The organism is Corynebacterium sp. NPDC060344, assembly GCF_042725215.1.
In the GTDB taxonomy this organism is placed as follows: domain Bacteria; phylum Actinomycetota; class Actinomycetes; order Mycobacteriales; family Mycobacteriaceae; genus Corynebacterium.
Genome location: NZ_JBHXCS010000001.1, coordinates 338,898 through 361,705 on the forward strand (window position 1 = coordinate 338,898; position 22,808 = coordinate 361,705).

Consider the following 22,808-nt stretch of genomic DNA (forward strand, 5'->3'; position numbering starts at 1 on the left):
CCGGCCCCGCTATCTTCCGGGGCCATGGGGGAAACGACGACGGCACGGCCGTCCCTGACAATGATCATCCGCACGCTCAAGTGGGCCGGCATCACGGTGGAGGGGGTCGCCGACGACGGCGCCGGGGCCCGCCTGGACCTGGGCGACGGCACCATCTTCAACACGCACAACCTCGAGCACATGCTCGGCAACGCCCCGCGCTCGAAGTGGCGGCGCATCATCGAGGACTTCATCAAACCCGCCATCGACGGCACGCCCGACATCCCCTCGATCGACGAGGTGGACCTGCTGAAGAACACCTACTCCCGGCTGCTCTGGGAGCTGCCCGCCGAGTTCGGGCCCGGCGCGTACACGTACTCCCGGAAGTTCGGCCCGTTCCACGAGGTCCTGCAGATGAAGATGGGGCAGCATCTGGCGTACCTCTCGGATGATGCCGTCGAGGGCCGCGACCTGGATCTGCTTTTCGACGCCGCCCGCAAGAACACCGAGATGCTCCACTGCGACGTGGACATCATGACGAGCCCGGAGACCGGCGCGATGCTGTGGTCGTTCAAGGGCGACTCGAACCTGGTGGCGTCGAAGCTGCCGTTCGTGCCCGCGGCCATCCGCAAGGTGATCGGCGGCGTGCGCGGCGAGGCGCGATGGGGCGACTCCCTGGGCCACGGCATGCTCTTCGCCATCCCGCACCGCCACGAGATCCTGGCCACCGGCCTGGCCGAGCCGTGCGACCTGGAGAGCATCGAGCTGCTGATGAAGTTCTCCGCCGACGCCGCCGACCCGACCGGCATGCCCGGCGTGTGGTTCATGCACTGGGACGGCGGCGAGATGGCCATCGAGTCGGTGTCCTACGGGGCCCACCCCATCACCGGCGAGGTGCGGCTGTCGGAGGGCCGCTTCCGCCGGGCCGTCCTGGCCCTCGACGCCGACATGGACGATGACTTCGACCACGACCCGATCTGACCACCGCAACGCGAAACGACGCCCGTCCCGGGCCGCGAAGGCCGGGGACGGGCGTCGTCACGCACCGGGAGCGGGAAACTATCCCGCGTGGAGCTCGATGCTGCCGCCGGGAATCGAATCGATGAGGCGGCGGGTGTAGTCCTGCGACGGGTTCTCGAAGAGCTCGTCGGTGCGGCCGGTCTCGACGATCCGGCCCTTCTCCATCACCAGCACCTGGTCGGCGATCTGCTTGACCACCGCCAGGTCATGGGTGATGAACAGGTACGACAGCCCCAGCTCCGCCTGCAGCGAATTGAGCAGGTCGAGGATCTGCGACTGCACCAGCACGTCGAGCGCGCTGACCGCCTCGTCGCAGACCACCAGCTCCGGGTTGAGCGCCAGGGCGCGGGCGATGGCCACGCGCTGGCGCTGGCCGCCGGACAGCTCGCCGGGATAGCGGTGCGCCATCTGCCGGGGAATGGACACGCGGTCGAGCAGCTCGTTGACGCGGGCCTGCCGCGACTTCTCGTCGCCGATGCCGTGGATGCGCAGCGGCTCCACGACGGTGTTGTACACCGAATACATCGGGTCCAGCGACCCGTACGGGTTCTGGAAGATCGGCTGCACGCGCCGGCGGAAGTCCAGCTCCCCGCCGTCGCCGCCGCGCTTCGCGCATCGCTTGACGACGTCTTCGCCATCGAAATGCGCCGAGCCCGACGTCGGGTCCAACAGCCCCAGCACCATCTGCGCCACCGTCGACTTGCCCGAACCGGACTCGCCGACGATCGCCGTGGTGGTGCCGCGCGGCATGGAGAACGACACGTCGTCGACCGCGGTGAAGGAGTCCTTCTTCCACGGGCGCGCGCCCGGGACGTCGAAGACCTTCGTCAGGTTGCGGACCTCGAGGATCGGGGCCTCCGCGGGGGTGTCCACGGTCTCGGCGAGGTCGGTCGCATGCTCCATCGACTCCGCACGGACGGCCGCGCGGCGATCGAGGACGTCGTCGCGGCGGGCGCGCAGCGACGGCGCCGCCGCCACCAGGCGCTTGGTGTACTCGTGGCGGGGATCCTGGAGGATCTCCCGCGCGGGGCCCCATTCGACGACGTGGCCCTGGCTCATCACGATGATCCGGGACGCCCGCTCGGCGGCCAGCCCCAGGTCATGGGTGATCAGCAGCACCGACGTGCCCAACTCGCGGGTCAGCCCGTCGAGGTGGTCGAGGATCTGCTGCTGCACCGTCACGTCCAGCGCCGACGTCGGCTCATCGGCGATGAGCAGCTTCGGCCGCGCCGACAAACCGATGGCGATGAGCGCGCGCTGGCGCATGCCGCCGGAGTATTCGTGCGGGTACTGGTCGATGCGGCGGGAGGCGTCGGGAAGCCCGGCCTCCTCCAACAGCTCGATGGCCCGGGAATGGGCCTTCGATCCCTTGGCGATGCCATTGGCCCGCAGCGATTCCTTGATCTGGTGGCCGACCTTCCACACCGGGTTGAGGTTGGACATCGGGTCCTGCGGAACCAGGCCGATCTCCGCGCCGCGCAGGGCGGTCATGCGGCGGTCACCGGCGTGGGTGATGTCCTCGCCGTCGAACGTGATCGTGCCGCCGGTGACGTGGCCGCCGCCGGGCAGCAGCCCGATGATCGAGTGCGCCAGCGTCGACTTGCCGGAACCCGACTCGCCGACGATGGCCACCGTCTCACCCGGGTAGATGTCCAGGTCGACGCCGAACACCGTCGGCGCCGGGTTCTTCTTCCCGCCGAAGGCGATGTCCACGCCGCGCATGGACAGCAGCGGCTCGGCGGCGCCGGCCGCGGTGGCCCCGGAAGCGTGATCGGGAGTGCGTGATTCGGTCACTTCTTCCTCTCCTTCGGGTCGAGGGCGTCCTTGACCACGTCGCCGAGCAGGATGAATCCCAGCACGGTCAGGGCCAGGGCGCCGGCCGGGTAGAACAGCGTCGTCGGCGACTGGCGCAGGGTGTTCTGGGCGACGGAAATGTCGTTGCCCCAGCTCACCTCGGTCGGCGGCAGTCCGATGCCCAGGTAGGACAGCGTGGCCTCGGCAACGATGTAGATGCCCAGCGACGTCGTCGCCATGACGATGATCGGCGCCAGGCAGTTGGGCAGGACGTGCCGCAGCAGGATGCGCCCGCCGGACAGGCCCAGCGCGCGCGACGCCATGACGTAGTCGTTGTTCTTCACCGACAGCACCGCCGAGCGCACGACGCGGGCCATCGACGGCCAGCCGAACAGCGCCAGCACCAGCGTCACCGTCCACACGTCGCGCTGCGGGAAGACCTGCATCAGCACGATGCCGGCCAGCAGCAGCGGGATGGCGAAGAAGATGTCCGTGATGCGCGACAGGAATGCGTCGAGGATGCCCCCGACCCAGCCGGCGGTCGCGCCGATGAGGACGCCGAGCAGCGTCACCAGCAGCGTCACGCACACGCCCACGATGACGGACGGGCGCGCCCCGTAGATGACGCGCGAGTACACGTCGTAGCCCTGCTGGGTGAACCCGAAGGGATGCCCGTCGGCGGGATCGCCCAGCGAATTGCGCAGGTCGGCGGCACGGGGGTCCACCGACGTGAACAGGCCGGGGAACAGCGCGACGATGGTGACCAGGGCGATGATCGCCATGGACACCCAGAACAGGGGCCGCCGGCGCATGCGCCGCCAGGCCTCCCCCCACATGCCCAGGGGCACGGTGTCGGGGAGCTTCTGGTCGCGGGTGAGCACGTCCTCGGTCGACACGGGCGCGTGCCCGCGCTGCAGCCGGACGTCGGCGTCGCCCATGGCCGCGGGAACGTTTCTTGGATCAGGCATATCGGATCCTCGGGTCGAGTGCGGCGTACAGGAGGTCGATGAGCAGGTTGGCCACCATGTAGATGATCACCAACACGGTGACCACGCTGACGACGGTCGGCGTTTCGCCGATGGTGACGGACCGGAAGATCAGGCCGCCCACGCCGGGGATGTTGAAGATTCCCTCGGTGACGATCGCCCCGCCCATCAGGGCCGCAAGGTCCGCGCCGATGAACGTGACCACGGGGATCAGCGAATTGCGCAGGACGTGCGAGCCGACGACCCCGCGGCGGGACATGCCGCGCGCGTAGGCCGTGCGGACGAAGTCCGACCCGACCGCCTCGGCGACGGAGGACCTGGTGAGCCTGAGCACGTAGGCGAAGGACACCAGCCCCAGCACCGTGGCCGGCATGATCAAGTCGACGAAGTCGGCGTTGCCGCCGACCGTCGGCGGCACCACCGCCCACTTGATGCCGAAGAGGTACTGGGCGACGAAGCCGATGACGAAGATGGGCACCGCGATGATGAACAGCGACGCCACCAGCACGGTCGAGTCGAACCAGCCGCCCTTGCGCAGGCCGGCGACGACGCCGAAGCCGATGCCGAAGACGGTCTCGATCACCAGCGCCATGAGCGCCAGCTTGATGGTGACGGGGAATGCCTCGGCCAAAACGGCCGTGACGGGCCGACCCGAGAAGGTCTGCCCGAAATCGAACTGGAGAATGCCGCCGACGTACATGAGGTACTGCACGAGGAAGGGCTTGTCCAGGTTGTAGCGCTCGCGGAGCTCGTTCTCGACCGCCGGCGTGAGGGGCTTGTCGCCCGCCAGCGCCTGGATCGGATCACCCGGGGTCAGGAACACCATCGCGTAGATCAGGAAGGTGGCCCCGAAGAACACCGGGATCATTTGGAGCAGCCGCTTGCCGATGTACCACGGCACTGCGGATCAGCCCTTCTTCATGGGCGCGTAATCGAACGTGCCGTTCCACATCATGTCGACGCCGGAGACCTCGGGGTTCCACGCGTAGGCGGCCTTGGGCACCCACATCGGGATGGCGGGCAGCTCGTCGACCAGGATCTCCTGGGCGCGCTTGTACAGCTCATTGGCCTTGCCCTCGTCGGTCTCGGCGGCGGCCTCTTCGAGGAGCTTGTCGAATTCCTCGTTGGAGTAGCCGCCGTCGTTGGCGGAGCCGGTGGTCATGTACTGCGGCTCCAGGAAGTTGGCGATCGACGGGTAGTCGGCCTGCCAGCCGGAGCGGAACGCGGAGCCGATGGTCTCGTTGGTGACGTCATCGCGCAGGCCCTTGAACAGCGGGTAGGCCTTGCCGGTCGCCTCGATGCCGAGGGTGTCGGAGATGCCGTTGGTGATGGCCTCGACCCACGCCTGGTGGTCGCCGTCGGCGTTGTAGGCGATCTCGAACTTTCCGGACCACGGCGAGATCTCGTCGGCCTGCGCCCACAGTTCCTTGGCGCGCTCGGGGTCGTGGCCGACGGTCTCGGAGCTGTCCGGGGACTGCAGGCCCGGCAGGGTGGGCACGCCGAAGTCGACGGCCGGGTCGGCGGCACCCGAGTAGATGGTGTCGACGATCAGCTGGCGGTCGAAGGCCAGCGAGATGGCTTGGCGACGGAGCTTGCCCTCCTCGTCATCGCCGAAGTGCTCGAGGTTCTCCGGGATGACGAAAGTCTGGGAGACCATCTTCGCCTTGGAGTCGTTGGAATCCGGGAAGTCGTTGGTGTAGTTCGACAGCGACGAGGTCGGCATGGTGTCCATGACGTCGAGGCGGCCGGACTGCAGGTCCGCGTAGGCGGTGTCCAGGTTCTGGTAGAACACGAAGTTCACGCCGCCGTTGGAGGGGGCGTCGCCGGCGTAGTCCTCGTTGACCACGGTGTTCAGGCCGACGTTGTGCTGCCAGGCGGAGTCCGACTCGAGCTTGTACGGGCCATTGCCGATGGGCGCCTGGCCGTAGGCCTCGACGTCGTCGAAGGCGACCGACGGCCACGGGTAGTACGCGGAGTAGCCCAGGCGCATCGGGAACGACGCCTCCGGGTTGTTCAGCGAGACCTTGAACTCGGTGTCCGAGACCTTCTCCAGGCCGGACATCTCTTCGGCGGTGGCGCCTTCCTCGGCGACCTCGTCGTAGCCCTCGATGTTCTCGAAGAAGTACTGCTGCTTCTGGGCGTTCTTTGACGCCGCGGCGTAGTTCCAGGCGTTGATGAACGAGTCGGCCGTCACGGCCTCGCCGTTGGTGAACGTCCAGTCGTCCTTGAGCTTGATCGTGTACTCGGTGGCGTCGTCGTTGGCGTCGATGGACTCGGCGACGGCCATTTCCGTCTCGCCGTCGACGTTGTAGGACACCAGGCCGGTGTACAGGACGTCGACGATCTTGCCGCCGCAGGTTTCGTTGGTGTCGGTGGACAGCAGCGGCGACTGCGGCTCGCAGCCGTAGGCGTTGATGGCGGCCGACGAGTCGCCGCCGCCCCCGGCTCCGTCGTCCGAGCTGCACGCGACCATCGCGGCGCTCGCCGCGATGGCGGTGAGCCCGGCGATGACCGCCTTCTTCTGTGACTTCATGGTCGTGCCTTTCTGTCGGCCGGGGTTGTGCCCCGGTGTTGGGAAGGTTCTCGGCCCCCGGCGTTTGCAGTGGTCGCCGGACGGTTCCATGGACGAATGTATGGAACCAGTGAAAATCCCGAAGTTCACTTGTGTAAACCCTGCGTTACACATTAGAGGATTCGGCGCAAACTTGTGACCCACTTCACTGGCGAATGTCAGATTCCGTCCCACCGCCATTAACCCGATGGCCATCTAGCGGCCATTTCGCGCCTTGTTGCAATCGGTTTTCATTTAGGACAGGATGTCCCCATGTCCCATGAGAACCACGCCGACCGCTCCCCCGCCGACCTCGTCGCCAAGCCCGGCACCCCGACCCGCCCGACCCCCGTCACCGTCCTGTCCGGATTCCTCGGCGCGGGCAAGACGACCCTGCTCAACGGCCTGCTGGCCAATCGCGCCGGCCGCAGGCTGGCGGTGATCGTCAACGACTTCTCCGAGGTCAACGTCGATGCCGACCTCGTCGCCGCCGGCTCGCACCTGTCGCGCGGCGAGGAGCGCTTCGTCGAGCTGTCCAACGGCTGCATCTGCTGCACGCTGCGCGAGGACCTCGTCGAGGGCGTCGGCGCGCTCGCCCGCTCGGGCAAGTACGACCAGATCATCATCGAGTCGACCGGCATCTCCGAGCCCATGCCCGTCGCCGCGACCTTCGAGTGGGAATTCGACGACGGCTCGCGGCTGGCCGACATCGCCCCCATCGACACGATGGTCACGCTCGTCGACGCCTCGCAGTTCCTGTCGATGCTGCGCTCCGGCACGGCGCTGGCCGCCGCCGACCGCCAGGCCACGCCCGACGACGAGCGCACGGTCTCGGACCTGCTCGTCGACCAGGTCGAGTTCGCGGACCTGATCCTGATCACCAAAACCGACCTCGTCGACGAGCGCCTGGCCCGCGCCACCGAGGACGCCGTGCGCGCCATGAACCCCCGCGCGCGGATCCTGCGCGTCACCGACGGGGAGGTCGGGGCCGGCATCGTGCTGGATGCGGGACTTTACGACGCCGCCACCGCCGCCACCTACCACGGCTACGCGGAGGAGCTGGCCAATCCGCATACGCCGGAGACGGAGGAATACGGGATTTCCTCGGTGACGTTCCGCGGCGACCGGCCCTTCGACAGGGACCGCCTCGTCGCCGCGCTGCGCTCCACCCGGGGGCTCGTGCGCTCGAAGGGCCATTGCTGGATCGCAGACCGGCTCGAGGTCGCCCAGGTGTGGAGCCAGGCCGGGCCGAACCTGTCCATCCAGCCGGTCGTGGAGTGGGCGCGCACCGACATCGCCCCGTCCAGCGAGGTCGTGCTCATCGGCGTGGACTTCGACGCCGACGCCGCGCTGGCGGCCTTCGGCGCGGCGATGCTCACCGACGACGAGACCATGGCGCTGCTCGCGGAGCGGTAGGCCCGGGGGAAGCGCGGCGGGGCCCCGGCGGCGGCGAAATCACTCGCGGGGGTACGTCGCCGCCCCCTCCAAACGGGGCCGATGGGGGCGCACGGCGGCCGGGGTGGGGCGGTTCACGCTGTTCGCCGGGGTGTGCGCCACGACACTGCGGCGCCACAGGGGCACCCTGCGTCATATGCCCTCAACTGCGACTATGATGGGGTACGCCGTTCGCATGGTAGGTTCGCCGACAAACCGATGCGAATACGGAACGCGGGTGCGGTCGCCATGACCGGTTCGGTTCCTCAAGCGGGTCGGCGGTTTTTCAGGACGAACATCCACACTTCAGGAGGAACAATGTCGGAACGCATCGCGCACGCTGGTTTGCGCGGCAAGGTCATGACCGCTGATGAGGCCGCCGGCTTCATCAACCCGGGCGACATGATCGGATTCTCCGGCTTCACCGGTGCCGGCTACCCGAAGGAGCTGCCGGGCGCGCTGGCCAAGCGCATCACCGATGCGAAGGACCGCGGCGAGGAGTTCCGCGTGAAGGTGCTCACCGGCGCCTCCACCGCCCCCGAGCTCGACGCCGCGCTGGCGGAGACCGGCGGCATCGCCTGGCGCATGCCGTACCAGTCCGACCCGAGCATGCGAAAGGCCATCAACGACGGCACGTCCGCGTACTCGGACATCCACCTGTCGCACTCCGGCCCGCAGACCGAGCAGGGCTTCTTCGGCGACCTCAACGTCGCCGTGGTCGAGGCCGTGCGCATCACCGAGAACGGCGGCATCGTGCCGTCTTCGTCGGTGGGCAACAACGTCTCCTACCTGAACGCCGCCGACAAGATCATCATCGAGGTCAACTCCTGGCAGTCGCTGGGCCTGGAGGGCATGCACGACATCTGGAACGCGGGCCTGCCGCCGAACCGCCAGATCATCCCGATCATCGGCTCCGGCCAGCGCATCGGCGAGACGTCCATCCAGATCGACCCGAACAAGGTCGTCGCCGTCATCGAGACCAACTCCGCGGACCGCAACTCGCCGTTCAAGCCGCTGGACGACGACTCGAAGGCCATCGCCGGCCACCTCATCGACTTCTTCGAGAACGAGGTGTCCCAGGGCCGTCTGCCGGAGAACCTGCTGCCGCTGCAGTCGGGCGTCGGCAACATCGCCAATGCGGTCCTCGCGGGCCTGCTGGACTCGGACTTCGAGAACCTGACCTCCTACACCGAGGTCATCCAGGACGGCATGGTCGAGCTGCTGGACAAGGGCACCATGACCGTCGCGTCGGCCACGTCCTTCGCCCTGTCGCCGGAGGCGGCCGAGCGCATGAACGACCAGGCCGAGGACTACGCCAAGAAGATCGTGCTGCGCCCGCAGGACGTCTCGAACAACCCGGAGGTCATCCGCCGACTCGGCGTGATCTCGTGCAACGGTCTGATCGAGGCCGACATCTACGGCAACGTGAACTCGACCCACATCATGGGCACGAAGATCATGAACGGCATCGGCGGCTCGGGCGACTTCACCCGCAACGCCTACATCTCCACCTTCGTCTCCCCGTCGACGGCGAAGGGCGGCGACATCTCCGCCATCGTGCCCATGGTCTCGCACCACGACCACACGGAGCACGACGCGATGGTCATCATCACCGAGCAGGGTCTCGCCGACCTGCGCGGCCTGGGCCCGCGCCAGCGCGCGAAGGTCGTCATCGAGAAGTGCGCGCACCCGGATTACCGTGCCGCGCTCACCGAGTACGTCGAGCGCGCGGAGAAGGGCGGCCAGTCCGCGCTGCACACCCCGCACGATCTCAAGGAGGCCCTGGGCTGGCACCAGCGCTTCGTCGAGACCGGTTCCATGAAGCAGAAGTAATGTAGCGCTCCTGCTTGACGACGTCCGGCCCGCACATTCCCGATGGAATGTGCGGGCCGGGCGTTTTTCATGTCAGGCCTGCCGGCGCCGGCCTTCGGACCAGGCGCCCCACAGGGTGGCGTAGCGGCCGCCGGCGGCGGCGAGCGTGGAGTGCGGCCCGGATTCGACGATGCGGCCGCCCTCCATGACCACGACGCGGTCCGCGGCGGCGGCCTGGTCGAGGCGGTGGGCGACGATGAGCGCGGTGCGTCCGCGGGTGACTTCGTCGGCGGCGCGCGCCAGGGAGTCGGCGCCGGAGGATCCGGCCTCGGCGGTGGCCTCGTCGAGGACGACGACGGGCGGGTCGGACAGCAGCACGCGGGCCAGCGCGACCTGCTGGGCGGCGACGGGGTCGAGGCGGTGGCCGCCGATGCCGACGATGGTGTCCAGGCCGTCGGGCAGGCGGTGCCGCCAGTCGGCGCCGACGCGGTCGAGGGCGGCGAGCACTTCCTCGTCGGTCGCGTCGGGCGCGGCGAGGGTGAGGTCGTCGCGCAGGCTTCCCTCGAAGACGTGGACCTCCTGGGTGACCAGGGCGACGGTGCGGCCGCGGGCGGCTTCGGCGCCGGTGGCCAGGTCGATGCCGCCGACGCGGACGGTGCCGGAGTCGGCGATGCGCAGGCCGGCGACGATCGCGGCGACGGTGGACTTGCCGGCGCCCGACGACCCCACCAGTGCGACGGTCTCCCCCGGCGCGATGGCCAGGTCGATGTCGTCGACGGCGCTGCCGCGGCCGTAGGAGAAGTTCACGCCGCGCAGCTCGACCCCGGCGGCGGGGTCGGGCTCGGCGTCGGCGTGATCGGGGCGGCGCTCGCGCAGCACGCCGACGATGCGGGTCAGCGACGTGGCGCCGGACTGGGCGACGTCCAGGACCATGACCATGCGGGTCAGCGGGGAGAACAGGCGCATGAACAGCAGCATCGCGGCGGTGGCGCCGCCGATGGTGGTGTGCCCGGCCTGGACCAGGTAGAAGCCCAGCACCAGGGTGGAGGCCATGCCCAGGAACTCGGCGAAGTGCATCCGCGCCATGATGATGTTGTGCGTGATGCGGGCGTCCACGCCGTGGCGGACGACCTTCCAGCTCCATTCGGCGATGCCGAGGCGTCGCAAAGCAGCGAGACCGAACGCGCGCACCGCCGGCAGGCCGTGGATGGTCGACAGCACCATGCGGGCGCGCTCGGCCATCGCCCCGCGCTCGGCGGCGAAGACCGCCGGGGCCGTGCGCAGGTACCCGCGCACCGCGATGACGTGCACCGGGGCGACGATGAGGAACGCCGCCATGAACCGCCAGTCCACCGAGCCGACGCCGGCGATGGACACCAGCACCGTGAACACCGCCCCCGCCGCGATGGGCAGGGTCTGGGTGACGGCCGCGGAGACCTGGGCGACGTCGTCGGTGGCGCGGGAGACGACGTCGCCGGCGCCCGCCCGCTCGACGCGCTCGACGGGCAGGCCCAGTGCGGTGGAGACCATGTCCTCGCGCAGATCGGCGATGGCGGTCTCCGCCAGGCGGGCGACGAGGCGGAAGCCGATGGCCGACAGCACGCCGGAGCCGATGGCCGCGGCGACCATGCGCACGGCCAGGTCGGCGATGTCGCCGCGGGTGCCGCCGTCGGCGACGACGTCGACGATGCCGCCCATGAGCTTGGGCACCAGCACTCCGCACCACGCGGCGGCGATGAGCACCGCGACGGCCACGGCCAGCCGCAGCCCGCGGCCGCGCACCAGCGTGCGCAGATGGCGCAGGGTCTCCCCCGCCCCGGCGACCGGGAACCGGTCGGCGGTCATCGCGGCGTCGCGGCTGTCGGCGCCGAACGTCGGCCGCAGCACCCCGGTCAATTGATTCATGCCGCGCATGTCACGCCACCTCCATTTCGGCCGCCCACGCGGGGGCGGACGTCAGCACGATGGTCGTGCGCCCGGCGCGATGGCGCGCCACGCCGCGGGCCACGGCCTGCTCGGTGACCGAGTCCACGGCCGTGGTCGGGTCGGCGAGCACCAGGGCCGGCGGATCGGCCAGCAGCGCCCGGGCCAGGGCGATGCGCTGGCGCTGGCCGCCGGAGAGCATGACGCCGGCGTCGCCGATGCGGGTGTCCAGGCCGTCGGGGAGCACCTCGATGACGTCGGTGCAGCCCGCCGCGGCCAGCGCGGCGTCGATCTGCGCGCCGGTCGCGTCGGGGCGCACGGCCAGGAGGTTCTCCGTGACGGTGCCGTCGAAGAGGTCGGCCGAATGCGGGGCCGTGACCACGCGAGACAGCACGTCGCCCAGGTCCGCGTCGGCCAGATCGACGCCGTCGACGAAGAACCGTCCGCGGTCGGGCCGGTGCGCGATGGTCAGCGCGTCGACGATCTCGGACATCTCCGCCGACCCGACCGCGAACACGCGGTGGGCGCCGGGAGTGACGGCCTCGCCGTCGATGACGATGCTCGTGCCGGTGTCCGTGTCAGTGCCGTCCCCCACCGGCGCCCCGTCCTCCGTCACTGCGTAGGGCTCGCGGAGCAAACCGAGCACGCGCTCGGCGCTGGCCACGGACGTCGCCCACACGGCCGAGGCGTTCTTGCCCAGGGCGGTCATGGGGTCGATGATGAACTGCGCCAGGCCGACGACGGTGATCAGCTCGCCAACGGTGAGGTGGCCGGCGATGGCGGCGATGCCGGAGCCCGCCGCGACGATGGTGACGAAGATGCCGCCGAGCACCTCCACCGACCCGATCAGCCGGGACTCGGCGCCGATGGCGTGGTTGGTGGCGTCCAGCGCCTCGCGGGACTTGTCGCGATAGCGCCCCGCGGCCGTGCGCCGGGCCCCGAGGCCCGCCAGCGTGCGGAAGCCCGCCACCAGGTCCGCAGCCGTGGCCGAGGCCCGGGCGGCGGCTGCTTGGCGACGGCCCACGCGCCGCCTCAGCGGCCCGCCCGCCGCCATCGACCCCCACGTCAGCAGCGCGCCGCCGACGAGGACGACGAGCCCGACGGGCACCGACACGGTGAGCAGGATGATGGAGGCGAAGATCAGCGACGCGATCTCGGCGACCGGGCGCAGCCCGACCATGACGGCGCGGGCGGTGTTCTGCGCGTCGGTGGTCGACACCGCCAGCAACGCCCCCGGCGGGCGGGCGCCGTTGGCGAAGCCGCGGCGGTCGACGATGCGGTCGGTGAGCTGCATGCGCAGGGTGTGCTCGACGGTGAGCATGGCGATGGTGCCCAGGCGGCCGCCGAAGCGGGCCGCGACGTCGAGGATCAGGAACACCGCGGCGAGGACGAGCATCCACGACCACAGGGCGGTCGAGTTGCCGTCGGCGATGGCGGTGTCCACGGTACGGCCGGCGACGACGGGCACCAGCGCCTCGCAGATCTGGTGCATGACCATGAGCAGCATGGCCGGGATGGTCACCGGCTTACGCGAGAACATCACCCGCAACTGGTACTTCGCGGGCGACGTGGTGGCGTCGAAGGCGGGCGGCGCAATGGGCGGCGGCGTGGCCGGCGCGGTGATCAGCGGCACGGGGACCTCCAGGTCGGGCGGGGTGGTGCGGTGGGTGAAGCGACGTCTCACTGTACTGGGCGCGCGGCCGTTGCCTTCATGCGCCGTGCAGGTTCCGGCAGAGGCTCGCATCGGCGCCAGAATTATGGGTAGCCTACCCTCATGCAGACTTCCCCCAGTACGGACGCGGCCGCGACGGCCCCCTTCCGGCTCTTCCGCACGACCGTCACCGCCATCGACCGGTCGCGCCCCACCATCGTCCGCGTCACGTTCGGCGGCGAGTGCCTGGCCCGCTTCGGCCGCGGCGGCCTGGACCAGCGCATCAAGCTCTTCTTCCCCCGCACCGACGAGGCCACCGGCGCGGCCCGGCCCATCCCGGATCTCGGCCCCGACCTCTTCGACGCCGACGGCACCGGCACCGACTCCGCCTTCTCGCGCCTGCGCTCCCTCGCCGCCGACCCCGATGCGCCGCATGTGCGCACGTACACCGTCCGCCGCATCGACGACGCCGGCACCGCCCTCGACGTCGACCTGGTCGCCCACGGCACCACGAGCCCGTCGGCGCGCTGGCTGGCCGGCGTCCGCCCGGGCGATCCCATGACCATCCTCGGCCCCGACGAGGCCTCCCCCGGCCGCCTCGGCGGCATCGAGTGGCATCCCGGCAATGCGTCGTCGATCCTCATCGCCGGCGACGAGACCGCGCTGCCCGCCATCGCCGGCATCGTCGAGCAGGGCGGCGTTCCCGCCGGCGCCGACGTCCGCATCGTCGTCGAGGCGCCCGACGCCCGCGACCTCGATGATCTGCGGGCCCCGGACGAGTGGACCGTCGTCCGTCTCGAGCGCCCGGAGGGCACCGCGCCCGGCTCCTTGCTTGCCGACGCCGTCCGCACCCTCCTCGCCGCCGAACCCGGGTTCCTGGGCGAGGCGGCGGCGCAGGCTGTCGAACCGGCGGACCCCGCCGACTACGCCGCGGACCCCGATCTCGTGTGGGACGTCGCCGACGCCCGCAGCGACGGCGGCGGGTACGCGTGGTTGGCCGGCGAGGCCTCCGCCGTCACCGGACTGCGCCGCCATCTGGTGCGCGAGCTCGGCGTGGACAAGTCCCGCGTGTCCTTCATGGGCTACTGGCGCATGGGCCGCGAAGGGGCCTGACGCACCGGCTGACTCAGACCGTGCCCCTGGCCACGATGAGGGGCGCGGTCCCGCCGCACGGGTCGTCGAGAACGTCGGCGCGCAGCCCGTAGGCCGCGGCGAGCAGCTCGGGGGTGATGGACTCGCGGGGGCCGCCGTCGGCGAGGATCGCGCCGTCCTTCATCACCACGACCGTGTCGGAGTATGCCGCCGCCAACGCCAGGTCGTGGAGGACCATCACCACGGTGCGCCCGTCGTCGGCCAGCCCACGGACCAGGTCCAGCATTTCGATGGCGTGGGCGGGGTCGAGGTAGGTCGTCGGTTCGTCGAGAAGCAGCACGGGGGTGTCCTGGGCGACGGCCATGGCCAACCAGGCGCGCTGCCTCTGGCCACCCGACAATGCGGCGAGATCGCGGTCGGCCAGCTCGGCCGTGCCGGTGCGCTCGAGTGCCTGGGCGACGACCTCCCTGTCGTGCGCCGAGGAACCCCGCCACCGCGGGCGGTGCGGGTGGCGGCCGCGGGCGACGAGCTCGCCGACGGTGAGGCCCTCCGGCGCCATGGGGTGCTGCGGCAGCACGGCCACGCGGCGCGCGGAGTCACGGGCCGTCAGCGCATGGACGTCCTCGCCGCCGACCTCGACGCTGCCGGACCTCGGCGCGAGCAACCGGGACATCGTGCGCAACAGCGTCGACTTTCCGCAGCCGTTGGGGCCGAGCAGCGTGGTCACGCGGCCGGCCTCGGCGGTCAGCGACGTGCCGCGGACGATGTCGGGCCCGTCGCCGTAGCCGGCGACGATGTCCCGGGCGGTGATGGTCATGCTCGCGTTCATGCGAACCTCCTCGCGGATGCGGATGTGAGAACGAGTGCGATCAGGGCGGGGCCGCCGATGATCGCGGTGATCAGACCGACGGGGACGGTCACCGGCAGCACCGTGGCCAGGACGGCGCACAGCGACAGCAGCGCCGCCCCCGCCGCGGCCGACGCGATGGGCGGGGAGACCGGGGCACGGGCGACGAGCCTGGCCAACTGCGGGGCGACCAGCGCCACGAAGGCGATCGGGCCGACCACCGACACCGTCACCGCGACGAGCCCCGTCGCGGCGATGAGCAGGCGCGTCCGCACGCGGCCGACGTCGACGCCCAGCGCCCGCGCCGAATCGTCGTCGTGGGCGAGCAGCGGCAGCTCGCGCCACCCCCACGCGCCGAGAACGAGGAAGGGCACCGCGGCGGCCACCATCGGCGGCACCGCCTCCCACCGGACGAAACCGGTGGAGCCGGCCAGCCACGTCTGCGCCTCCGCCGCCCGCGACAGATCGGCGCGGACCATGAGGTAATGCACCGCGGCCTGGCACATCAGCGACAGCGCGAGGCCGACGAGGATCACCCGCCGCGAGGTGCCCAGCCCGCCGAAGGCGAACAGCAGCGCCACGATGACGGCCGCGCCGACCAGTGCCAGCGCGCACCGCCACCAGAACGTGGGGAAGTCCTCGGCGAAGGCCGGTCGGGCGACGAGCGTGCCCAGCACCACGGCGACCGCCGCTCCCCCGGACACGCCGAGCACGTCCGGTGAAGCGATGGGGTTGCGCGACGACGTCTGCGTCCATGCACCCGCGATGCCCAGCGCCGCGCCTACGAACGGGGTGGCCACGGCGACGGGCATGCGCAGATCCCACACGACGGTGATCTCGCGGCCCGTGCCCCCGCCGAAGAGCACCGACAGGACGGTCCCGGGCGCGATGGAAACGGGGCCCAGACCCAGGAGCAGCACATAGGCGGCAACGGCCACCGCGGCAAAGCCGGCGGCGGTACCTGCCGCGGCGAGGAACCGGCGATCAACGGACGGCACGGCGCTCCCCCTTCCGGACGGCGAGGATGAACAGCGGGGCGCCGACGAGGGCGAGCATGATCGATGCCTCGATCTCGCCCGGGCGGGCGAGCAGGCGCCCCACGACGTCGGCGAAGACGGTTAGCGCCGCCCCCGCGCACGCCGCGGCGGGCAGTAGCCGGGTCAGCGCCGGACCGGTGAGCGGCCGCATGAGGTGGGGCGCGGCGAAACCGACGAACGCCACCGGCCCCACGGCCGCCGTCGCCGTGCCGGCGAGCACGACGATGGAGATGAGCATCCCGGCGCGGACCAGCGCGGGAGATGCCCCGAGCCCCGCCGCGGCGTCGTCGCCCATGGCCAGCAGGTCCATCGACCGGGCCAGCACGGCGGCAAGGCCACCGCCGATGGCCAGCCCCGCCACGGCGAGCAGCACCTCGCCGGTACCGCGGCCGGACAGCGACCCGACGGTCCACTGCCGCATCCCGTCGAGCACCGCGCTGGACTGCAGCGCCAACAGCGTCGTCGCCGCGGTGAACGCCGCGGAGGCGCCGACGCCGACGAGGATGAGCGTCAGCGAATCCGCCGACGCCCGGGACACCCCGAACACCACCAGCGCGGCAATGGCCGCGCCCGCCAGCGCCAGCGGCACCTTCGCCGGCGTGCCCGCCAGACCAACAGTCAGCCCCGCGGCCACGGCGAAGCCGGCGCCGGAGGTGATGCCGATGATCCCGGGGTCGGCCAACGGATTGCGGGTCCACGACTGCGCGATCGCACCGGAGATCGCCAATGCGGCCCCCGCCGCCATGCCCAGCAGCGTCCGGGGCACCCGCAGCTCCCAGACCACGTGGCCCAGGTCCCCGAGGGCGCCCCGTGCGGCGGCCGGGCCGTCGTAAAGCACCGCCAGCACGTCGGCCGGCGCCGACGGCCGGGCACCGATGAACACCGACGCCGCGGCGCACGCGACCAGGGCCACCGCCAGCGCGGCGGGCCAGGCGCGCCGCGTGCCGGTCACAGCTGCTCGGAGAACTTGTCGATCGCCCAGGGGATGGTCACCGGGTTCGGCATGCTCATGGCGTTGCCGGTGTCGGAGCCGAGGAAGCGCACGCGGCCCTCCTTGACGATGTCCAGCCCCATGAACGTCGGGTCCTTCTTCAGCGCATCGGCCGCCCCCATGTAATCGAGGACGAACAGGACGTCGACGCCGCCGAGCTGCGCGTAGTTCTCGGGCGCGAAATCCTTGTAGAACGTGCCGTCGTCGGTGGCCTGCAGCTCGTCGGGGATGGTGTAGCCCAGGTCCTCGATGAACTGGCCGCGGCCGTCGCCGTCGGTGTACAGGCCGACCTTGCCGTCGTAGGGCATGATGATCGCCGCGGTCTGGCCGGCGGTGTCCGGGTGCTCCTTCTTGAACTCCGCGAACTTGTCCTTGGTCTCCTCGATCAGCCGCTCGCCGTCCTCCTGCTTGCCGACGGCCCCCGCGATCGTCGTCACCTGCGAATCCCACGGCACCTGCCAATCGGCGTGGGCGTCGTCGTGGAGGGTCACCGGCGCGATGGCCTCGAGGTCCTTCTTCGCCTGCTCGTCGACGGCGTTGTTGACCGCGATGATCTTCGTCGGGTCCGACGCGGCGATCTTCTCCACGGACTCGGCGGTGAAGCCCGTGCCCGTGCCGTAGACGACGTCGGGCTTCGCGTCGCCGAGCAGCTCCTTCGACCAGGGGCCGACGCCGGAGGGGTCGACGTCGCCTTCCGCGCCCCACGGCGCGACCAGCACGGGCTCGATGCCCAGCGCCAGCAGCGTATCGGCGTCGCCGAGGCCGACGGCCGCGATGCGCTCGGCGCCCGCGCCGGTGCTCTCCCCCGCCGCGCCGCCGTCGCCGCGCGAGCAGCCCGTCACCGTCAGCGCCAGCGCCGCGGCGACCGCCGCGACCTTGACCATCCGACTGCGGCCCTGGTTGTCATTCACGTTTCGTCGCTCCCGTCGATGAGACTCGCGGCCCTCTGCCGCACCGGGGGAACAATAGCCAACGCGCTGCTACATTGGCAAGGTATGCCTTACTTCACCGGGAGGGCTTGCCGACGACGCCCGCCGCGCCCAGCGCACCACGGACTTCATCGGTGATGGGGCCCAGCTGTTCCTCGCGGGCGATCTTGTCCGCCGCGGTCGCCGTGACCATGTACAGCGACGCGAACGCGCCGAGCACCCACGACACCTTCACCAGCGCGCCCGGGATGTTCAGGGGGCCGATCTCGACGATCGCCGGCGGCTTCGACGTCCAGGCCGTGATGGTCGCCTCCGGGATGGACACCAGGCCCAGGAACACGAAGCCCGCGAAGACCAGCACCCCGAAGAAGCTCGCCTGCGCCGCCTGAACCGAGGCCGCGACGTAACGGAGGTTGAGCTTCAACCGCAGCGGGAACTTGCGGTCCTCCTCGATGACCTCGCGCACGTGCTCGTTGACCACGATGAACGAGGCCAGCACGCCGAAGCCCCACAGCAGCGCCGCCACCGCGGCCGCCCGCCACACGGTCCACGCCACGCCGAGCTGCCACAGCTCCGCGTTGTAGAAGAAGAACAGGAACGCCACCAGCAGCAGCGGCAGCGTGCGCACCGCCCGCGTCAGCGAGTCGGCCACCTCGCGCACCGCGCGCATGAGCGTCCACGCCAGCAGCCTGCCCCACCCCAGGAACACGAACAGCGCGATGAGCGCCACCGGCACCACCGACACCCGGTCGACGAAGTTGCCCGACCCGGGCGCCCCGATGGTCAGCAGCGTCGCGATGCCCGGCGACAGCACCGTGAGCACCAGCACCACCGCTCCCCCGGCGGTGGCGGCCTTCGGCGGCAGGAACTTCAGCACCGCCCACGTGATCAGCGGGACGACCAGCGCCGCGATGAACAGCGCCAGGATGGCCCAGCCGATCATGTCCACGTCGAGGCCCTCGTCGGGGGCGTTGAAGAAGGCCTCCAGCTCCTCGGCGGAAAACGCCCGCAGCAGCAGGGCCCGCCCGACCTGGAACACGGCCACCGCGGTCCACGCCGGGGCGCAGCGCTGCAGCAGCCGGTGGGCGCGCACCCGGGCCGGCAGGGCAGACGGAAGCCCCGAGGCCCACAACCGGCGGATGACGTCGGGGGGCATCCGGTCGGCCGTGTCGTCGGGCCTCGGGGCGGTGTCCAGTTCGCGGTCTCGCACGACGTTGAGATTACGCCATGCGGGCCGTCACCAGGACCATCCGGAACTAGTTGAGCACCAGCTGCAGCGCGCGGTTGGCGTCGATCTCGTCCACGATGGACTCGATGAGCTCCTCCGGCACCTCCTGCGACACGCGCAGGATGAGGATGGCGTTGTCGCCATCGGCCTCCGGCGACAGCGCGGCGGCCTCGATGTTGATGCCGGCCTGGCCCAGCGCGACGCCGACCTTGCCCAGGGCGCCCGGCTGATCCTTGTAGGTGAGGAACAGGTTGCGGCCCTCCGAGCGCATGTCCACGCCGCGGCCGTTGATGCGCACGATCTTCTCGACGCGGTCCAGGCCCGTCAGGGCGCCGGTGACGGTGGAGGTGGTGCCGTCGGCGGCGATGACCTTGACCTCGACCACCGAGCGGTGCGTGACGGACTCCGGGGCGGTCTCCACGGAAATCTCCACGCCGCGTTCCTCGGCGATGCGGGGGGCGTTGACGAAGGTCACCGGCTCCTCGATCATCGAGGAGAACAGGCCGCGGGCGGCGGCCAGGCCCAGCACGTCGACGTCCTCGGTGGACAGCTCGCCGCGCGCGGTGACCTCCACCGCGGTCGGCGCGCCCTCGAGCAGGCCACCGGCGACGAGGCCGAGCTCGCGGGCCAGCTCCAGCCAGAGGGCGACTTCCTCGCCCACGGCGCCGCCGGAGACGTTGACGGCGTCCGGCACGAAGTCGCCGGCCAGGGCCAGCAGCACGGACTTGGCGACGTCGATGCCCGCGCGGTCCTGCGCCTCCTCGGTGGAGGCGCCCAGGTGCGGCGACACCACGGTCTGCGGCAGCTTGAACAGCGGCGAATCCGTGCACGGCTCGGAGGCGTAGACGTCGAAGCCGGCGCCGCGGATGTGGCCCGACTCGATGGCGTCGGCCAGGGCCTGCTCGTCGACGAGGCCGCCGCGGGCCGCGTTGATGATGATCTGGCCCTTCTTCGACTTGGCCAGGAGGTCGGCGTCGAACATGCCGGCCGTCTCCTTGGTCTTGGGCAGGTGGATGGTGACGAAGTCGGCGCGGGAGACGAGCTCCTCCAGGTCGACGAGCTCGACGTTCATCTGGGCCGCGCGCGCCGGGTTGGCGTACGGGTCGTAGGCGATGATCGTGGTCTCGAACGCCGCGAGGCGCTGCGCGAACAGCTGGCCGATGTGGCCGAAGCCGACGATGCCGACGGTCTTGCCGAAGATCTCGACGCCCTTGAAGGACGAGCGCTTCCACTCGCCGTCGCGCAGGGTGGCGTCGGCGGCGGGGACCTGACGGGCGGTGGCCAGCAGCAGCGCCACTGCCTGCTCGCACGCGGAGTGGATGTTCGAGGTCGGGGCGTTGACGACCATGACGCCGCGCTCGGTGGCGGCGGTGATGTCGACGTTGTCCAGGCCCACGCCGGCGCGGCCGACGATCTTCAGCTTGGGGGCGGCCTCGAGGACGTCCTTGTCCACGGTGGTCGCGGAACGGACCAGCAGGGCGTCGGCGTCGGCGACGGCGGCGAGGAGCTCCGGGCGGTTCGGGCCGTCGACCCAGCGCACCTCCACGGAATCTCCGAGCGCGTCCACGGTGGACTGCGCGAGCTTGTCGGCGATGAGGACGACCGGGCGAGCGTTCTGGCTCACGAGCAACTCCTGATTATGTGCGTATGCGTCCGATCCGATCCGGCACGACCGCGCCCGAAAGGATGGGCCCGCGCCGGCTCGTTGGCGTGGGCCCGCTCATCATATCCCCGGGTGCCCCGGCCGGGGGTGGCAGCCCCCGGATCGGGCGCCGGGCAAACGCCCGGATGGGGGTCTACTGGTAGGTCACGATCCACGGGCGCGGATCGATGGCCATCGTCTGCTCCGGCGTGAACATCGGCTGATCCTCGTCGATGAAGTTCTTCCACGCCATGAAGATCTCCGGCTGGAGGTCCTGGCGCATGACGTCCCACGTCTCGAACTTCTGCTCCGGGGTGCCGTGGCCGTCCGCGTGCAGGACGACGGCCAGCTCGGGGCGCGACACGTCGATCTGGTCGCGGTCGCGCAGCATCTGCAGCTGGAACTGGTGCAGCATGAGCACCTTCTGCGGCAGGTTGTTCTCCGCGGTCAGGTCCGCCAGGTACTCCACGACGCGGTTGACCTCCTCGGCCTGGACGTGGCCGACGGCGACATTGGGCAGACCGTCCGGGGTCAGCTTCCACTCCGGGTCGAGCGCGAGGCCGACGTTGGGGCGCTTGAGCAGCTCCTCGTAGAACTTGGCCTCGTCGACGAAGTCGGCGCGGCCCGGCTGGATGTCCAGGATCACGTAGCCGCCGGCCTCCGTCATGGCGTCGACGTAGGGCTCGAGCACCTCGACGGGCGCGGGCTCCGTGTAGTCGCCGCGCGGGCCCGGGGCCGCCTGGGCGACCGAGGCGATGATCTCGAAGGCCGGGATGACCGGATCGCCGGTCATGCCCTGGTACTCCGCGACGAGCTCCTTGGCGTGGGCGACGGCCTCCTCCGGGGTCTCCTCGCCCATGACGCCGAGCACGGGGGCGCCCGGGTGGCCGTAGGTGGCGATCATGTGGCGGCCCGGGAACACCAGCTGGCCGCCGCCGGGCAGCTCCTCGATGTTCTCGTCGGCCGCGAGCTCGACGGACTTGGCGAACTTCGCGTCGTCGCCGAAGGCGCCGCCGAGGCCGATGAGCGCGCGATCGCCGCGCGCGGCCTCGATCGACTCGGAGGTCGCGCGGGCGTCGCCGATGGGCAGCCACTTGACCTCGACGCCCGCGGCGCGGGCGGTGGCGATGGCGCCGAGCGGGGTGCCCGGGGCGGCGAAGGCGATGGGATCGTCGTCGCCGGTCTTCGGGTCGACCGCATCCGAGGCGGCGAGGGCGTCGCCGGCGTCGCCGGACTGCTCCCCGCCCTGATCGCCGGCCGGCGGGACGGTCGGCTCGGAGGCGTCCATGTCCACGATCGCGCGGGCCGGCTCCTCCTCCACCTCCGCCTCGGCGAACTCGGTGCCCGTGAGCGCCTTCAGGCCCTCCAGGTCGGCCGGGGCGGCGACGACGGTGCGCTCGCCCTCGGCCGCGACCTCGGCATCGCCGACGGTGACGACCGTCCCGGCACCGAGGCGCGTGATCTCCTCCTCCACCGACGACGCGTCGGTGGCCTGCTGCACGAGCATGGGCACGCCCGACGACACCGCGATGCCGGCGGCGCGGCGCTGCGAATCCTCGTCATCGGCGGAGACCACGACGGCCTCGGCGGAATCGAGCAGCTTCTGCGACGCGGCGAGCTCGTCGGCGACGGCGATGGGCTCCTCCGGGGCGTCGGCGGCCTTCGAGGGGCCGTCGTCGTCGGAGCACGCGACGAGGGAGAACACGGTCGCGGCCCCGGCCACGAGGGCCAGGGACCGGCGGAGGGGCGAGGGGCGGGCAGCGGACCAGACCAAGGCGGGCCTGCCTTTCGATTGTCCCGGCATAATGCGGGGTGGCGATCGTTTACCCGATCAGACTATCGGACGCCGGAGCGAACCCCGTCGTACGCGCCCGGGCCGGGGGCACCACGAC

Annotated in this window: 17 protein-coding genes; 4 read left to right on the top strand and 13 right to left on the bottom strand. The window is 70.9% G+C overall.

The window, feature by feature from the left end:
• Positions 1-24 precede the first annotated feature (24 nt).
• Entirely contained in the window at positions 25-960 is a 936-nt protein-coding gene (locus ACFWGD_RS01580) for a hypothetical protein (protein WP_377776754.1), read from the top strand.
• 78 nt (positions 961-1,038) lie between these two features.
• Here the strand turns inward: ACFWGD_RS01580 and ACFWGD_RS01585 are convergent, their stop codons facing one another.
• The 4 genes from ACFWGD_RS01585 to ACFWGD_RS01600 all read right to left on the bottom strand — a co-directional run bounded on the left by ACFWGD_RS01585 (position 1,039) and on the right by ACFWGD_RS01600 (position 6,312).
• A complete protein-coding gene (locus ACFWGD_RS01585) occupies positions 1,039-2,721 on the bottom strand; it encodes a dipeptide ABC transporter ATP-binding protein (protein WP_377777011.1) in 1,683 nt (560 codons plus the stop codon).
• Positions 2,722-2,789: 68 nt separating this feature from the next.
• Positions 2,790-3,761 carry an ABC transporter permease gene (locus ACFWGD_RS01590; RefSeq protein WP_377776755.1) on the bottom strand — a complete coding sequence of 324 codons (972 nt, stop codon included), beginning with the start codon at positions 3,759-3,761 and terminating at the stop codon, positions 2,790-2,792.
• Positions 3,754-4,680: an ABC transporter permease gene (locus ACFWGD_RS01595; protein WP_377776756.1), complete on the bottom strand. Its 927-nt coding sequence runs from the start codon at positions 4,678-4,680 to the stop codon at positions 3,754-3,756. Before ACFWGD_RS01595 ends, ACFWGD_RS01590 begins: the two co-directional genes overlap by 8 nt.
• A 6-nt stretch (positions 4,681-4,686) precedes the next feature.
• Positions 4,687-6,312, bottom strand: coding sequence for an ABC transporter substrate-binding protein (locus ACFWGD_RS01600; protein WP_377776757.1), 1,626 nt, complete (start codon positions 6,310-6,312; stop codon positions 4,687-4,689).
• A 291-nt stretch (positions 6,313-6,603) separates the two neighbouring features.
• Here ACFWGD_RS01600 and ACFWGD_RS01605 point away from each other — a divergent pair, with 291 nt between their 5' ends.
• Positions 6,604-7,746, top strand: coding sequence for a GTP-binding protein (locus ACFWGD_RS01605; protein WP_377776758.1), 1,143 nt, complete (start codon positions 6,604-6,606; stop codon positions 7,744-7,746).
• 336 nt (positions 7,747-8,082) lie between these two features.
• On the top strand, positions 8,083-9,597 hold the full coding sequence (locus ACFWGD_RS01610; RefSeq protein WP_377776759.1) for an acetyl-CoA hydrolase/transferase family protein: 1,515 nt from the start codon (positions 8,083-8,085) through the stop codon (positions 9,595-9,597).
• A 72-nt stretch (positions 9,598-9,669) separates the two neighbouring features.
• Here the strand turns inward: ACFWGD_RS01610 and ACFWGD_RS01615 are convergent, their stop codons facing one another.
• Positions 9,670-11,481 (bottom strand): ABC transporter ATP-binding protein, encoded by a 1,812-nt coding sequence (locus ACFWGD_RS01615; protein WP_377776760.1) that lies wholly within the window; start codon positions 11,479-11,481, stop codon positions 9,670-9,672.
• 10 nt (positions 11,482-11,491) lie between these two features.
• A complete protein-coding gene (locus tag ACFWGD_RS01620) occupies positions 11,492-13,243 on the bottom strand; it encodes an ABC transporter transmembrane domain-containing protein (RefSeq protein WP_377776761.1) in 1,752 nt (583 codons plus the stop codon).
• A gap of 30 nt (positions 13,244-13,273) precedes the next feature.
• Between ACFWGD_RS01620 and ACFWGD_RS01625 the strand changes: the two genes are divergently transcribed.
• Positions 13,274-14,263, top strand: coding sequence for a siderophore-interacting protein (locus tag ACFWGD_RS01625; RefSeq protein WP_377776762.1), 990 nt, complete (start codon positions 13,274-13,276; stop codon positions 14,261-14,263).
• A gap of 13 nt (positions 14,264-14,276) precedes the next feature.
• Here ACFWGD_RS01625 and ACFWGD_RS01630 read toward each other — a convergent pair whose 3' ends face one another.
• The 7 genes from ACFWGD_RS01630 to ACFWGD_RS01660 all read right to left on the bottom strand — a co-directional run bounded on the left by ACFWGD_RS01630 (position 14,277) and on the right by ACFWGD_RS01660 (position 22,639).
• Positions 14,277-15,071 carry an ABC transporter ATP-binding protein gene (locus ACFWGD_RS01630; RefSeq protein WP_377776763.1) on the bottom strand — a complete coding sequence of 265 codons (795 nt, stop codon included), beginning with the start codon at positions 15,069-15,071 and terminating at the stop codon, positions 14,277-14,279.
• A complete protein-coding gene (locus tag ACFWGD_RS01635) occupies positions 15,068-16,087 on the bottom strand; it encodes a FecCD family ABC transporter permease (RefSeq protein WP_377776764.1) in 1,020 nt (339 codons plus the stop codon). Before ACFWGD_RS01635 ends, ACFWGD_RS01630 begins: the two co-directional genes overlap by 4 nt.
• The gene (locus ACFWGD_RS01640; protein WP_377776765.1) at positions 16,074-17,078 is read right to left on the bottom strand and encodes a FecCD family ABC transporter permease; all 1,005 of its coding nucleotides are present in this window, start codon (positions 17,076-17,078) and stop codon (positions 16,074-16,076) included. The genes ACFWGD_RS01635 and ACFWGD_RS01640 overlap by 14 nt, the downstream gene beginning before the upstream one ends.
• Entirely contained in the window at positions 17,075-18,001 is a 927-nt protein-coding gene (locus ACFWGD_RS01645; protein WP_377777012.1) for an iron-siderophore ABC transporter substrate-binding protein, read from the bottom strand. Before ACFWGD_RS01645 ends, ACFWGD_RS01640 begins: the two co-directional genes overlap by 4 nt.
• A gap of 121 nt (positions 18,002-18,122) precedes the next feature.
• On the bottom strand, positions 18,123-19,256 hold the full coding sequence (locus ACFWGD_RS01650) for a hypothetical protein (RefSeq protein ID WP_377776766.1): 1,134 nt from the start codon (positions 19,254-19,256) through the stop codon (positions 18,123-18,125).
• Positions 19,257-19,302: 46 nt separating this feature from the next.
• Positions 19,303-20,898: a phosphoglycerate dehydrogenase gene (gene serA / locus ACFWGD_RS01655; protein WP_377776767.1), complete on the bottom strand. Its 1,596-nt coding sequence runs from the start codon at positions 20,896-20,898 to the stop codon at positions 19,303-19,305.
• A gap of 172 nt (positions 20,899-21,070) precedes the next feature.
• A complete protein-coding gene (locus ACFWGD_RS01660) occupies positions 21,071-22,639 on the bottom strand; it encodes a hypothetical protein (RefSeq protein ID WP_377776768.1) in 1,569 nt (522 codons plus the stop codon).
• Positions 22,640-22,808 lie beyond the last annotated feature (169 nt).

What these genes read in the sequence shown, in the direction of transcription:
- ACFWGD_RS01580 (WP_377776754.1), top strand. Translation starts at nt 25, where the DNA reads ATGGGGGAAACGACGACGGCACGGCCGTCCCTGACAATGATCATCCGC.
- ACFWGD_RS01585 (WP_377777011.1), bottom strand. Translation starts at nt 2,721, where the DNA reads ATGCGCGGCGTGGACATCGCCTTCGGCGGGAAGAAGAACCCGGCGCCG.
- ACFWGD_RS01590 (WP_377776755.1), bottom strand. Translation starts at nt 3,761, where the DNA reads ATGCCTGATCCAAGAAACGTTCCCGCGGCCATGGGCGACGCCGACGTC.
- ACFWGD_RS01600 (WP_377776757.1), bottom strand. Translation starts at nt 6,312, where the DNA reads ATGAAGTCACAGAAGAAGGCGGTCATCGCCGGGCTCACCGCCATCGCG.
- ACFWGD_RS01605 (WP_377776758.1), top strand. Translation starts at nt 6,604, where the DNA reads ATGTCCCATGAGAACCACGCCGACCGCTCCCCCGCCGACCTCGTCGCC.
- ACFWGD_RS01610 (WP_377776759.1), top strand. Translation starts at nt 8,083, where the DNA reads ATGTCGGAACGCATCGCGCACGCTGGTTTGCGCGGCAAGGTCATGACC.
- ACFWGD_RS01615 (WP_377776760.1), bottom strand. Translation starts at nt 11,481, where the DNA reads ATGAATCAATTGACCGGGGTGCTGCGGCCGACGTTCGGCGCCGACAGC.
- ACFWGD_RS01620 (WP_377776761.1), bottom strand. Translation starts at nt 13,243, where the DNA reads ATGCGAGCCTCTGCCGGAACCTGCACGGCGCATGAAGGCAACGGCCGC.
- ACFWGD_RS01625 (WP_377776762.1), top strand. Translation starts at nt 13,274, where the DNA reads ATGCAGACTTCCCCCAGTACGGACGCGGCCGCGACGGCCCCCTTCCGG.
- ACFWGD_RS01630 (WP_377776763.1), bottom strand. Translation starts at nt 15,071, where the DNA reads ATGAACGCGAGCATGACCATCACCGCCCGGGACATCGTCGCCGGCTAC.
- ACFWGD_RS01645 (WP_377777012.1), bottom strand. Translation starts at nt 18,001, where the DNA reads ATGGTCAAGGTCGCGGCGGTCGCCGCGGCGCTGGCGCTGACGGTGACG.